Origin of the sequence: Anaeromicrobium sp. (assembly GCF_025210435.1) — a bacterium.
Classification (GTDB): domain Bacteria; phylum Bacillota; class Clostridia; order Peptostreptococcales; family Thermotaleaceae; genus Anaeromicrobium.
Genome location: NZ_JAOART010000026.1, coordinates 1 through 15,721, shown reverse-complemented (window position 1 = coordinate 15,721; position 15,721 = coordinate 1). Strand labels below are relative to the sequence as shown.

8 protein-coding genes are annotated in these 15,721 nt (G+C 32.4%); all 8 read left to right on the top strand.

Annotated features, from left to right (window positions below; translation table 11 throughout):
- Positions 1-30 precede the first annotated feature (30 nt).
- The 8 genes from N4A57_RS03175 (at position 31) to N4A57_RS03140 (ending at position 15,534) form a co-directional block, all read left to right on the top strand.
- On the top strand, positions 31-324 hold the full coding sequence (locus N4A57_RS03175; protein WP_293656087.1) for a hypothetical protein: 294 nt from the start codon (positions 31-33) through the stop codon (positions 322-324).
- An 87-nt stretch (positions 325-411) separates the two neighbouring features.
- Positions 412-753 (top strand): zinc ribbon domain-containing protein YjdM, encoded by a 342-nt coding sequence (locus tag N4A57_RS03170; protein WP_293656085.1) that lies wholly within the window; start codon positions 412-414, stop codon positions 751-753.
- A 283-nt stretch (positions 754-1,036) separates the two neighbouring features.
- Positions 1,037-3,001 (top strand): methyl-accepting chemotaxis protein, encoded by a 1,965-nt coding sequence (locus N4A57_RS03165; protein ID WP_293656083.1) that lies wholly within the window; start codon positions 1,037-1,039, stop codon positions 2,999-3,001.
- 448 nt (positions 3,002-3,449) lie between these two features.
- The gene (locus N4A57_RS03160) at positions 3,450-4,673 is read left to right on the top strand and encodes a DEAD/DEAH box helicase (RefSeq protein ID WP_293656082.1); all 1,224 of its coding nucleotides are present in this window, start codon (positions 3,450-3,452) and stop codon (positions 4,671-4,673) included.
- A gap of 152 nt (positions 4,674-4,825) precedes the next feature.
- Positions 4,826-6,196 (top strand): hypothetical protein, encoded by a 1,371-nt coding sequence (locus N4A57_RS03155; RefSeq protein WP_293656081.1) that lies wholly within the window; start codon positions 4,826-4,828, stop codon positions 6,194-6,196.
- A 205-nt stretch (positions 6,197-6,401) separates the two neighbouring features.
- Complete coding sequence (locus tag N4A57_RS03150) at positions 6,402-7,559, top strand: PucR family transcriptional regulator (protein ID WP_293656079.1); 1,158 nt, start codon at positions 6,402-6,404, stop codon at positions 7,557-7,559.
- Between the two features lie 158 nt (positions 7,560-7,717).
- Positions 7,718-8,608, top strand: coding sequence for a DMT family transporter (locus N4A57_RS03145; RefSeq protein ID WP_293656077.1), 891 nt, complete (start codon positions 7,718-7,720; stop codon positions 8,606-8,608).
- Positions 8,609-9,378: 770 nt separating this feature from the next.
- On the top strand, positions 9,379-15,534 hold the full coding sequence (locus N4A57_RS03140) for an OmpL47-type beta-barrel domain-containing protein (RefSeq protein ID WP_293656075.1): 6,156 nt from the start codon (positions 9,379-9,381) through the stop codon (positions 15,532-15,534).
- The last annotated feature ends 187 nt before the right edge of the window (positions 15,535-15,721 follow it).

The following is a 15,721-nucleotide window of genomic DNA, read 5'->3' as shown; positions in this document are numbered from 1 at the left end:
GGTGAATTAAATTGTGGTGAAAAACCATAATTGAATTTAATAGTTGTATTCATGGTGTTTTTTTGGATTTTTTTCCATAGGAACCATGAAAATTTATATTTCAATTATAAGATACTGATTTCAAGATGTGATTTACTTGAAAGTACAGGTATTTTTACTGATCTTCAATATCTCCTTCAAGTTCTAAAAAGGTTTTATGAAGTTCATTTATTTGATTATTGTTGGTTTGCCAATAGCCCCTTTGGGTGTATTCAAGCATCTGGAGCCCAATTAACTGTGCTCATGGGTGGTTTGCTAATAGGTCAGGTCTATGGTAGTATATAATTCGATAGATAGCTGATTGTATATTTTACAAAGCCATAAAAGGTAAAATTTATATACATTAGAATAAGGAATGGAGGAACGTAAATTATGGTTGATTTACCGAATTGCCCAAAATGTAATTCAGAATATACTTATGAAGATGGAAATATTTTGGTTTGTCCAGAATGTGCCAATGAGTGGACTTTAGAATCAGAGGCTGAAAATAGTGAGGATAACAAGGTTATTAAAGATGCAAATGGAAATGTTTTAAATGATGGGGACTCTGTAACTGTAATAAAAGATCTTAAGGTAAAGGGAAGTTCATCAGTTGTAAAAATAGGTACAAAAGTAAAAAATATACGTTTAGTTGATGGAGATCATGATATTGAATGTAAGATTGATGGTTTTGGAGCCATGAAATTGAAATCTCAATTTGTTAAAAAGGTATAGATGGAGCTAGGTGTTAAGCCTAGCTCTTTTTTATACTCATATTAAAATAGCATGGTATAAATAGTTAAAAGAACCAAATTCTGAATATTGAAAAAAAGAAGGAATTTGATGAAGTATGTCGAAATGTATCAAGAGATAATGCTCTTAGGGAAAAATTGTATGTTTATAAATAAAAGTATAAATATATCCAATGTAAACGGGAGGTGAAAAAATAGGTTTGTCATCCATGGATAATATATAGGATAGTTAGAACAAATACCATATATGAAAGGTGGGAATTACTATGAAAAGCTTAAAATACAAAATTACTGTACCTGTATTAATATTTGCTATAATAGGGATTTTTGTATTAGGAGGAACGGGATTTTTTCAGGCAAGGAAAATAATTATAAATAATGTGGAAGAGATAGCACAAAGTAAAGTAAATAAGCTTGTTACCCTTGCAGATGATAGAATCCATGAATGGAAAGCCAAGATTGAAATAATTTCTGCAATAGATGTGGTTAAAAATATGGATCATGAAGGTCTTAAAAAGTTTGTTTCTAATAGTAATACATTTAACGAATTTGAAGGTATTATTATGTCTGGCAAGGATGGAAAGTATATAAGTACCAATGGAAACAGTGGAAACATTGCTTCAAGAGGATATTTTTCTAAGGTAATATCTGGTCAGGTAGTCGTATCAGAGGCAGTAATATCAAAGTCTACAGGAAATCCTATAGTGGTAGTGGCGGCACCTATTAAAAATGAGAGTGGAAGTGTCATAGGTCTAATTGGAGGAACAATGAGCTTGTCACTAGTAACAGATTTAGTAAATGCTGAGAAATTAGGGGATACGGGATATGCTTATATGATTGATGAAAAAGGTTTGATTATAGCCCACCCTAATGACGAGTTTATTCTTAGTGAAAACTTCTTGAACAACAAAAGTAAGACCCTTGTTGAAATTACTAAAAAGATGATAAAGGGTGAAACTAGGGTAGATAGCTATGAATTTGATGGAGCAGAAAAAATAGCAGCTTATGAATCACTACACTCTACTGGTTGGTCCATAGCCATGACTACATATTATGATGAAGTGACAAAGAGTGTATTAAAATTTAGAAATATTATGAGTATAATTGGACTGGTTATGATAATTGTAATAGGACTATTAATATATTTCTTAATAAATAAATCTATTAAACCTATTATAGAAATGGCTGATGTTACAAAGGATGTGGCCTCTGGAAATCTCCATGTGAAAGTAAATGTAAAAAGTGAGGACGAGATAGGTATTCTTGGGAACAATTTCAATCATATGATTGAAAATATGAGAGGTATATTAACTGAAATGAATGAAATGGGAATGACAGTAGCATCAACAGCCCAGCAAATGATGGCGTCAACAGAGGAGGCTGGAAGAGTTTCAGAACAAGTGGCACATACCATATCAGAACTAGCTCAAGGTGCCACGGAGCAAGCCGATGCAACTCAAAGGGGTAGCAATATGGTAAATGAGCTAATAAGGGGAATTACCCAAATAGCCCAATCTACCAATGATGCAGAAAAGGTTACCCTTAGGGCAAAGGAAACAGTTGATTCAGGTATACAAATCATAGAATATCAAAAGAATAAAATGTTAGAAAACAAGCAGGCATCTACAAATGTTGGAAATGAAATATTTGCATTATCAGAAAAATCACAGCAAATTGGACAAATCGTAGAGTTGATAAGAACCATTGCGGAGCAAACTAATTTACTGGCCTTAAATGCAGCCATTGAAGCGGCTAGAGCAGGAGAACAGGGAAGAGGATTTGCCGTTGTTGCTGAAGAAGTAAGGAAATTAGCGGAAGAATCAAGTAATGCAACACAAAACATCAGCGATCTTATAAGTGAAATACAAACAGGAGTAGAAAATGCAGTAAAAGAAATGGGGAAGGCAAAAATTGTAGTAGATGAACAAGAAAAGGCCGTAGAAGAAACTGTAAATGTATTTGATGATACATTAAAAGCTGTTGAAGGTATTGCAAATACTGTAAAAGAGGCCAGTCAAGCCTGTGAAACTTTAAATGAAAATTCACAGGTGGTAGGGGACAATATAGATAATATTGCAAGTATTACACAAGAAAATGCTGCTGGAACTGAAGAAGTTGCAGCTTCTACGGAAGAACAAACGGACACATTAGATAGATTATCCGTATCAGCAGATGAATTAGCAAAACTTTCTATAAAACTTCAGGAATCTATACAGAGATTTAATGTTTAAGTAAAAACTTGAAGCATTTCATAGTATATGGTTATAATACATGGATAAGCTCCTTTAAATAAGGGAGCTTATTTAATTTTAAACACTAACATAATAAATAATGGTGTAGATTTATTATGTTATAACCAGCTTTATGTGAGCCTACTTCAGGAAAATATATTGAAAATTTTTTCCACCCAAGTCCTTGTCACAAGCGAAAGTGTGAATCTTCGTAGATAGGTTCACACTTCATGTTCGAGTAGCACAAGATGTTGTGACGTTCCACAATCCCAAAAATTTTCAATATATTTTCCCTTGTAGGCAAGTTACTGTATAAGGAAAGTTTAGTGTTGATAAATTTATATAAGGCACATTAAAATTGTTAATCATCTTTATTCATGATAAAATAGCAGGATGGATTTAATAATTAATGATAATAATAAGTAGGAATATGAAAGGAATGAATATTATGAGTGACTTTTTAGATCTTGGCATTGGAAAAGACTTAAAAGATATATTGAAAAAAAACGGCATTGTACAACCGACCCAAATACAAGAACAGTGCATTCGCCCCTTGTTAAAGGGAAGGGATGTGGTGGCACAGGCCCATACGGGAACGGGAAAAACCCTTGCTTTTTTGCTACCTATAATGAAAAATATAGACCCTAGTAAACCCCATGTACAAGGACTGATTATTACTCCTACTAGAGAGTTGGCTATCCAAATTACAGCAGAGGCTAAAAAGCTTGCAGAAGCTAAGGATATAAATATACTATCAGCCTATGGAGGACAAGATGTGGAGAGACAAAGAAAAAGGTTAAAGGGTGCTATCCACATGGTCATTGCCACACCAGGGAGATTGATTGATCATTTAAAACGTAAGAGCATTGATTTAGGTAAACTTAAAATGGTAGTACTAGATGAGGCGGATCAGATGCTTCATATGGGATTTTTGCAAGATGTGGAAGATATAGTGCGTAACACACCAAAGGGACGTCAAACCATGTTTTTTTCTGCAACTATGCCAGAACAAATCCGTAAATTAGCTTCTAGATATATGAAAAATCCACTACATATAAAAACAGAGAATAAAAAGGTTGTATTAGATGAAATAGAGCAAGTAGTAGTTAAAACTACTGAAAAGAGAAAACTAGAGGCACTATGTAAGTACATAGATGAAAATAACCCATTTATGGGAATAATATTTTGCAATACAAAGAAGGCCGCAATTAAGCTTAATGAAGAACTAGGCAAAAGAGGATACAATTGTGATGAACTTCATGGAGATATGACTCAAAGTAAACGTGAAAAAGTTATGAAATCCTTTAGAAAACTCCAATTACAATTCCTAGTAGCTACAGATTTAGCAGCCCGTGGCCTTGACGTGGAAGGTATAACCCATGTATTTAACTATGATATAACTAATGATACTAAACTACACATCCATCGTATAGGGCGTACAGGTAGAGCTGGAGAAAGTGGTGTTGCAGTTACTTTAGTTACACCTGAAACGGAGGAAGCTTTAAGATCTATTGAAAAGGCTATAAAGATGACCATTAAAAATGATAAATCTCCAGGTACATCTAGACCACGTGAAAGAAGATCATATAATAAACCTAAAAAGCCTGGTCAAAAAAATACCTATGGAAAGAAGAAAAATAGTAATTCTAAATACAAGTCAAAAAGAAGATAATTAGTAAAATACTACTCTCAAATAAGAGAGTAGTATTTTTATTTTGTATAAAAAATATTATAAGTTCAAAGACACCATAAACTGTCCCAACTTCTCACAAAAGGTAGCTCTTATTCATAATATGAAAATTAAGAGAAAGGAGGCAGTAAAATATGTTAACAGGTGTCCACTATACTTATATTCTATTTATACTAATAGTGTTAATAACAATGGCACTAAAGAAAGATACACTCATGCCCTGTATACTAGGTGTATTTTGTATGGCCCTATACGCTAGCAAGGATTTGGTATTTTCCATAGGAAGTATATTTAACTCCTTTGTGGTAGCCACAAAAGAATTAATAGGAATAATATTAGTCATATCTATCATAGTAGCCTTATCTAAAGTGTTAGAGGAAACAAGGGCTACACAATTAATGGTAACTCCATTTATTAAAATAATAAAAAATAGAACCAGTGCATTTTTTTCAGTAGGAGCTGTAATGCTAATATTGTCCTGGTTTTTCTGGCCATCTCCTGCAACTGCCTTAGTTGGGGCAATTTTTTTACCCATTGCACTAAAAGCAGGACTTCCTGCCATAGGAGTGGCCATGGCCATAAATTTATTTGGTCATGGATTAGGATTATCTACTGACTTTGTAATTCAAGGGGCTCCTACCATAACAGCGGCAGCAGCAGGTGTAGGTGTATCTAATATAATAAATGATGGAATGATATTGTATTGGACTATGGCCATAGTTTCTATAGGCATAGGATATTTTATGTTGGATAGGGATATGAAAAAGGGCAAGATAGAAATTACAGATAGTATAGAAATACAGGATAATGAAACCTATACCATTAAAACAAAAATATCAGCATTGTTAGTTCCCTTAGGATTTATGGCTGATGTGGTATGTATGTTCATATTTGATTTAAAGGGTGGAGAGGCTACGGCATTGATTGGTGGAACTGCTGTACTTTTACTAGTAATAATTACACTGATTAACTATAAGAAAAAATCATTAGAAAAAATAACTACTTATATTCAAGGCGGATTTGGATTTGGAATAGAAATATTTGGTCCCATTATCCCCATAGCTGCATTTTTCTATTTAGGTCAATTAGGGACCTTCTCAGAAGCCATAGGAGGAAGTTTTTTACCAGAGGCATCTCAAGGTATACTATCAGATATAGGAATAGCCCTATCTAATGCCATACCTATGAACAAAGTGATGGTATGTTCTATAGAAAGTATTATTGGGGCAATAACAGGATTAGATGGGTCTGGCTTTTCTGGTATTTCCCTAGCAGGATCTTTAGCTAAAGTATTTGGTGAAGCCATTAAAGTAAGAGCATCGGTTTTAGCTGCACTTGGTCAAATCACTGCCATATGGGTTGGTGGAGGAACTATAGTTCCTTGGGGACTAATACCTGCAGCTGCCATATGTGGAGTATCACCAATAGAACTTGCAAAGAGAAACTTTATACCTGTAATGACAGGTATTATAGTCACAACTATTGTTGCCATATTTATTATATAAGATAGTGAATAAATATGCCTTATGTTAATATGTAAAATGAATATGAAAGAGAACATATAAAAATATAGATTTCGTATTCATAAACTAGCTTTATGTGAGCCTACTTAAGGAAAATATATACTTTGATTTATTAAAAAAAGATGAATGGAAATAATGTATAATAATCTTAAGTAGTTAGATAATTTACTATCTAAGGGGTGAATACATGGCATTAACAGTTCATGAAGCATTAAAATTAGATGCATTAAAGAGATTTAGGCTCGTTGCAGGGATGAATGGATTAGATAGGAAAATAAGTAGGGCTGGAATATTGGATCATGAGGTTGGTGAGCAGGTGCGTAATTCGGTTCAAGTGGGAGAGTTTATTTTTAGTAATCTCCTTGCCATTAGGGATAGGCCGGAAATGATTGTTGATTTTGTGAAACATTTAATTGATGCACAAGCGGCTTGTTTTGCAATAAAGACCATTTATTTTAAGGAAATTCCTAAAGAGGCCATAGAATTAGCCCATGAACATGGATTTCCCTTATTTTTGTTTGATGAAACCTATGTGGAAACCATAATTTTAGAAATTGATAAAGCTGTTAATATTAAAAGTCACCAGGAACATATAAAATTGATCATTGATCAAATATCAGAAAGTAATCTGAACGAATTTAGAATACGAGATTTGGCCTATGAAATTAATAGGAATTTTAAGAAAAACTTTATTGTTTATTTTGCAAGGGAGATGGATAGTCATGGAGAAGTTAGTGGTCCCTTGTTTAATCCAAGGAATCTTAGTAAGTTTTTAGGTGAAAATTCTTTAGTTATTCCATATAGAAATGGATATTTAATCATTGGAACCTATGATAGGGATGATTATGAATATATTAAAAAAGCCTCCCAATCAGCATTAAAGGCATCTGGTTTGCTAGATGATAATTATAGACTAGGAACTAGTGAAATTAAGAATAACTTAGGTCTTTTGGGAAGGGCCATAGATGAAAGCAAATATGCCTATGATTTTGCATCTATTTATAATATGAAAAATATTTCATTTTTAAATATGGGAATATATCAATTTTTAATACCTATTATGAACAATCCTTGGGTATATACCTTTTATAAGGGTGTTATTGAAAAGCTCATGAATTATGATAAGAATAAGGGAACGGATCTTTTAAATACTGCCATTGTATATGTTGAAAGTGAAGGAAATATAAAAACCACATCGGAAAAATTATTTCAACATAAGAATACTATACGATATCGTATAAGAAAAATTAATGAATTATTAGGTAGTAATCAAGTAGAAGGTATGGCCTATGAAACTTTGGCCATAGCCATTAGACTATATCTCATTAATTCTAGATTATTATAGATAAAATACATAAGGGGAATGAATTTGTATAATGTACAAATTTATTGCTCTTTTTTTGTATTAATTGAAATACAACCATTTATATGAATAAGATATAATTGTTGGAGAACAGCAGGAAGTCTTTAAGTAATAAACCAGTATAAATAGGAGGGATGGTCATGAGAAGATTTAAAGCGGAGTTCATTATGATATTAATTGTGGCACTATGGGGGTTATCCTTTAGTTTAACTAAACCAATACTTAATAATATTGGTATATTTAATTTTATGGCCCTTCGATTTTTAATTGGTGGCAGTGTGTTATTTACAGTATTATTTTTAATGGGAAATGTGAAAATTACAAGAGAACAATTGGTTGGAGGAGTAATTACAGGAGGAGTTTTATTTCTTGCCTTTACACTTCACACAATTGGATTAAAATATACAACTGTTGCTAAGAATGCATTTATAGTTGGTAGTAGTGTGGTTTTTGTACCTTTTATAGGAACATATGTAAAAAAGGAAAAGCAATCTAAACTCATTTGGACAGGAACTTTCTTGTCAATATTAGGTCTAGGCTTAGTAACATTAGAAGGGAGCCAAGGTGGAGTGAATTTTGGTGATTTAATGACTTTAGCCGGATCTGTAATTTTGGCATATTACATTATTTTAGTTGAAGAATACGTTAAAAAATATGATGCAAAAATAATTGCAGCTATTCAAGTTAGTGTTGTTGGAGTCTTAGGTTTAATATTATCTTTAATTATAGAAAAACCAACTATTAGTCTATCTTGGGAAGCTTGGAAGGCCATGTTGTTTTTAGGAATCGTATGTACAGCTTTGGCATATTTATTGGCCAATGTAACTCAAAAGTATATTCCCGCATCTAATATGGCCCTTATATACACTTTAGAACCCATATTTGCATCCCTATTTGGATGGGTATTTTTATCAGAAGTCATAGGAATACAAACCCTAATTGGAGCCATGATTATTTTAATCAGTGTGGCCATACCAAATATAGGAGTATTAATTAATAAAAGAGATAGGGTCGTTCAAACGGAACAATAAAATTAAACTAAATATTATGTCCCCTTTTGAATAAAAAACATTTTACCATTTGGTAAAGTGTTTTTTGTTTGCGAGGCATGTTGCCGAGCCGATGGTTTGAAAGAAAACCTGCTATAAGGATATAGTATTAGTATTGTAGTTGTAGATAAAGTAGATGTTATAATTAGATGGAGAACAAAAGATATATTTTCATTCTCGGAGATTTTTTGTGATTTTTGGGCAACTGTGTTAACTAACTTAAAAACAAAATCATAGTATTTTCAATGGGTATGTCACTTTAAGATGAGTTTTCCTAAAATGTGTGCTGGAGGCTCCATTTCTCTCAGATGTACCAAAATTTAGCCTCATTTTCCTTGGGATTTTAAGGTGAATGAGGTTTTTTCTTGAGATTATTAATTTAAGTAATAAGCTTGAAATTATAGATGGAAATACGGCACCTTCTACCAGTGAAACTCTTGTATAAACATTGTTGAGAAATTGTTGAGAACAAAATGGTAATATATGAATAAGTAGAAAAATGTGGAAAATTACCTACATATGAATCAAATTGTTCTTTGGGAAAGGATGATGTGGATATTGTATATAGGTACCTAATATCCACAGAGTTTGTAGTGCAATAAATCCATTATGTAAGGGGGGATGGATAGATTGTTGAGAGTAGATGAAATAACTTTAGGTTTCAGAGGGGGGAATGTAGACGGATTATATCAAAAAAAGTGTGTTGGTAATTGAAAAAGTTAAAAAAAGCAATTATGAAAGGAGAAAACGCAATGAAAAAAGGTAGAAAAATAAAAAAAGTTGTATCCTATATTTTAATATTTACGTTGATTTTTACATCTATGAACTTCATGAGTCTAAGCAGTACATATGCTTTGAGTGAAAATCTAGAAGATATTATTGTAAATCTTAAACAAGATATTGATGTGGTATTATCTGTAGGAAACTCATCAGTTGATGTAACTAATTTTGAGGCTCAATTAAAGGAAAAGCTTAAGGAGAGGGGAATACCTACAGATAATATAAAAATATCTGCCCTTGAAGTAAAAGATGTTGATGCTAAGAATAATTTTGCATGGAAAACATATGACCATACAAATAAACTGGAATTAGAAGATAAGGAAAATGGTTTATATTATTATGGCGAACGAAATGGGAATTATACTTTAGATAATCATATTGTAATTAGTGACAAAAATATTGATATGTATGGATATGGTTCGCCTGCATTCAAGGATTTTATGTATATGTCTGATCATATGGCAACAAAAAAAACCTTTGATTTTATCATAAAAGAAGGAGAATTTTATGATGCATTAGAAGGGGCAGGATTCTTATTCAATACAAATATAACGGGAACATATCCAGATCAAACCATGTCAGGATACCTGATTTTAATTAGATATACGGGTAGTAGAACACCTGTATATGCTGAAATATTCAAATTTGAAAATATAGATGTTGAAGGATTTCATAATGATAGGCCTGGTACGGTTACTAGTGATAGACGATCAGCACCTATGAATCCAAGATATCCAGGATTTACCCAGTTAGCATATTGTCAGTTGCCTACTGGGGATAAAATAAGAAAAATAAAAATAGATACATCTTCATCAAAATTCAAAATGGAATATGGTGGTGCTTCCAATGAGAATGATGCCATAAATTCTGAACTTTTAAATTGGAAAAATGCTACTGATGGAACAGACCTAGGATCAGAAATCAGTCTAACAAGTGATTATAAGAGCTATGGATTTGGTCCTATCATAAGCTATAGAAGTCATGGTTGTTCAAGACATACACACTTTACTTTCAACAATATTACCATGTCAACAGAAATCGTTAAGAAATTTGTTGAAATTATCCGTGAACCAGAATGGAGAGACAATTCAAAAAAATTCATAGTAAATTTAGAAGATAATATAGTAGAAGATTTTAATGATGATGTTCCATTAGGAGAAATCCTATCTAGATTAGGGAATGATGAGATTCACTATATTGGATGGGGAACAGATACAAATAAAAATCAAGGAGAAGAATTTATCAAAAAGAATAGTAAAAGAGGAACATTTGTAAAGAATACAGATAGTGATTCTATTGATAAAATTGCAGCATATATTGCTGGTCAATATGCAGATGGACTTAAAGAGGGAAAAGATATTCAATACATTACATATGGTAATGACGTTGAATTTGATATTAGACCTGAATCAGTAAAATCAGATACAGCAGGTGGAAAGTTCCCAGTGGGAAGATGGAAAGTTGATCATGACCCAACTGTTTTTGAAAATTCATCAAAGGTTGTTCCATATGATGGACAGTATTTAAATGATTTGGATGTATGCTTTAATGAAATTGGTCAATATGACATTTCCTATGAAGATACAGTAGTAAATACTGTTTATGTTCATAGAAAGCCTATGGCTAGCTTTCATGTAAGTGTAGATAATGAAAATAAAGTTTCCATTATAGATAAATCATATGATCTAGATGGTGGTTTATCTTCAGGAATTGCCCAGAGAGAATGGCAATGGAAGGAAGTATCAGCTGGAGGATGGAATTCTGGACAGCCAAATCCATTAGAAGCTAATAAAAATTATGTTATCCAATTAAGGGTAAAAGACCATCAAGATACATGGAGTACACCATGTGTAAGATATGTGACTACTGCCAGTAAAGATGTAGCACCTATAGCAGAATTTTTTGTATCACCACAAACATTATATACTTATGAAGGAAATACAGTTAAAATAACAGAAACAAGTTATAATCCTGATGGAAAACTTGATGGATCTTTAATAAAAGAATGGAAAGTAACAAAAGGTGGAAAAGAAATATATAGTGGAAGCAAACCGAAAATTACTTTTGATCAAGCTGGAGAGTATAAAATAGCATTAAGAGTAAAAAAACCAAATCCTTCACAAGAAGGAAAATATTTTGAATCTCAATGGTTTGCAAGATATATAAATATAGTAGAAGATACAGAAGCACCAACAAAACCAGAAGTTGAAATGAAGACAATATCTGATAGTAAAACATACACAAGTGGAGAATGGACCTCAGACGGAGTTAGTGTTATGTTGTCTGGTTCGACAGATGCTTCTCAATTTATCAAATACCAATATAAGATAGGTGATGATGAGTGGGTAGAAGGAAATAGCACTATGGTCAATACAGAAGGAACCACTACTGTATCTTATAGAGCTGAAGATATAGCTGGTAATGTAAGTAATACAGAAAGTGTAACAATCAATATAGACAAAACAGAACCACAAAAACCATTAATCAAAAAAGATCCTGATAGAGATTTCTATAAGGATGAGATTACAATCAAAATTTCATCTACTGATGATGAATCGGGTATAGAAAAAGTAGAATATCGACTAAATGGTTCTTCTTGGAAAACTTATAACGGATTATTCAAGATATCAAAATCAGGAACAACTACTGTAGAAGCAAGAGCCATTGATAAAGCAGGAAATGAAAGTAAATTAGGAAAAACAGATGTATGTATAAATAAAGACATATATGCCTCTGCAAAAATAGAGATAAATCCAGATAAGGAATACCATAATGATAACTTTCTAGTAACACTGATTACTGAAATTGATGATCAGCATGTAACTGACTCAGTATACGGATCAGTATATTCAGCTGTATACTGTGATACGTATTATAAACTAAGTGATATGTCCGACTTTAAATTGTATAAAGAACCATTTACAATAACAGAAGAAGGACAAACAGATATTAGTGTAAAAGTAGAAGACCGATTTGGAAATGAAAGTGATGAAATTAAGAAGACTGTTTACATAGACAGGAAAGCACCAGAAAATCAAGATGAAGTATTGAAAGAAAATATAGCTAAAAAAGGTAAAGAAAGTATAGTAATCATACCAACAGGTGATGAAACTGAAACTATATGGATTGCACCTTTAGGAACAAAAAAATTTGAAGAAGGAAACAGTATTACAAAAACATCAGGAGACGATACATTAATTAATGTTCCTGAAAAAGAAGGAAAATATAGAGTATATGTAGAAGATCGTGTAGGAAATGTTTCAGAACCAAGTAGTGCAGTTATTATAGTAGATAATACGCCTCCTACGGTAGAAGGTGTAGAAGACGAAAAAACATATAAGGAATACAGAACCATTAAATTTAGTGATGGAACTGCAAAACTAAATGATATACCTTTTACAAAGGGTCATGTAGTAGGAGCGAATGGAGCCTATAAATTAGTTGTTACAGATGCTGCAGGAAATATTACAACTATAGAATTCATCATCGATAATGATGAAGAGTGGGTAAAAAAAGATAAGGAAATGACACAAATTGGATATGCTCAAGGAGATAATAAAGATTGGGTATCTAATGATTTAAAGCTATCTACACAAGGAAACAATGGAAGCAGTATCAGATGGCAAAGTAGTAATGAAGCAATTATTACATCAGATGGAAAGGTTACTTTACAGTCAGAACCTACTTTTGTAATATTGACAGCTATCATTACAAAGGGTAATGCTACAGAAACAATAGTATTCAAAGTAAGAGTTGTAACAGATAGAATAAAACCCATATTAGAACTAAAGGGTGACAGAGTTGTTACAATAGAGCAAGGGCAATTATATGAAGAAAAAGGTTACACGGCAATAGATAATGTAGATGGGGACATAACAAATAAAGTAGAAATAGAAGGGTTTGTAGATTCAGATAGAGTAGGATACTATACACTTACATATACAGTCAAAGACGTAGCTGGAAATGAAGGTATAGAACAAAGATTTATCCATGTAGTTAAGGATGAAGTAGATAAAGAAGCAACAATAATAGCAGACAATGAAGAGGATGTATTAGATAAAAAGGTTACTGATGCTATAGAAGGAGCAAAACAACATAATGAACGTAAAATTAAGATTGTTGTAAAGGAGAAAGCAACAATAGAGGAACCAGTTAGAGTAACGATTAGCAAAGAACAGGTAAAAAATGCACAACAAAATGAGTTATCTCTTGTATTTGAAGCAAAAGATACTTCTATAGAAGTACCATTAAAGGCTGTAGATACAAGCAGTATGCCTACTAATTCAAAATTAGCATTAGTATGTGAACAAGTAGACACATCTAAACCTGAAAACAGAAAAATGGAAGATGCAGTAAAAAATATCAATAAAAATATGGGCATCTATGAAAAGAAGATTTATGATTTCAAAATGGAAATAGTAGAAGTAGATGCAGAAGGAAATAAAATTAAATCAGAAGAAATTGAAAATTTCACTTCTGAGGAAGATATAAAATTAAGAATCGTTGTAGGAAAGGACATAGAAGGAGATACAAGATTCATGACATTCTACTACAACGAAAAAAACAATGAGTGGGAATATATCAGAGGAGAATATAATAGAGAAACAGGAGACATGACCATTTTAACAAACCACTTAAGTATTTACTCTGTAATGAATCTTTCATTAGCTGAAAAGAAAGAAGCCATGGCACAAATCTTTAATAAACCAAATGTAACAATAAAAGAAGGATTAAGTGTTATTGAAGACCCAGATATGGAGTTTGATTCAGAAGCAGTGGAAAAATATAAGACATTAACAAAGCTTCATAGAGAGAATATTGTACAACAACTAATAGATGAAAGACCAGAAGATTTATATAATTACATCAAATTAAGTGAGAAATATAAGGAAGTAGTAATAGGAAAACATGATTCGATTCAAGGAGATAATATAGCTCCTGAAATCACTCTAAAAGGTGAAAAAGAAGTAACAATCAAACGAAATAGACTATATATAGAACAAGGCGCAACAGCAAAAGACAACTTAGATGGAGATATAACAGGAAGAATCATTCTAATAGGAAGTGTGGATACATCTAAAACAGGTGTATATACCCTAAGATATACAATAGAAGATTCAAATGGCAACAAAGCAGAAGTAACAAGAACAGTAATTGTAAAATCATCAAGATCAGGTTCAAGCAAAAATACAAGCAAAAATACAAGCACAAGTGCAAATACAACGATAGAACCTCAAAAGGATAGTCAAATAAAAATAGTAGAGGGAGAGGAAAATACAAAAACCCAAGAAGTTTCCTCAGGAAATCTAAAGCCAAAAGAAAAAGAAATGAAGATTGTAGGCAGTGTATATAAAGTAACACCTATAAAGAATAATGGTCAAGTAGATGCATCCATAAGGATAGGATATGATGAAACTAAGGTATCTAATGAAGATCGTCTTGCAGTTTATGTGTATGATGAAGAAAGTAAAGCATGGCAGTGCCTAGGTGGTATTGTTGATAAAAAGAATAATCAAATAACAGTGAAGGTAAAAGATACAGCAAAAATTGCAGTAATGGAATACAATAAGACATTTAAAGATTTAGAGGGGCATTGGTCCCAAGAAATCGTAGAATTATTAGCTTCAAGACAAATTATATCTGGCGATATAACAGGGAACTTTAACCCAAATATGGGCATCACCAGAGCAGAGTTTGCTACATTAATAGTAAAAATTCTAAATTTGAAAGTTGGAGAAAAAGCTACAGGATTCCATGATATCAAGGAAGATGATTGGTTTGCACCATATATTGCCACAGCAAGAAAGTCTGGCGTGGTGAGAGGTGTTAGTGAAACAGAATATGAGCCTCATCGTATTGTAAACAGAGAGGAAATGGCATCAATTGTAATGAGAGCATATGAATTGGCAGAGGAAGAAAAAGTAAGTAATCAAGATATAAGCAAAGAAAGTAAATTTGCTGATTCAGAACAAATCAGTAATTGGGCATATAAGGATATATATGCAGCAAAAAGCTTAAAACTCATTAGAGGTAGAGATGAAAACCGATATGTGCCTAAGAATGAAACTTTAAGAGCAGAAGCTGCTGCATTAATATACAATTTCCTAAAGGCGCAAGGAAGAATATAGTTAAATAAGAATGAAGGTACAGTTAACGAAGTTAACTGTACCTTTTAATTGTATAAGTGAAAACCACCTGCTGTGCGGGTGGTTCAAAAAAGCTTCCAGCGGTGAGCAGAAAATAAAAGACTCCTTTGTTAGAATAGTATTTAGGTTTGCCGACCAAATACAAAACAAAGGAGAATGCCCAAATGGA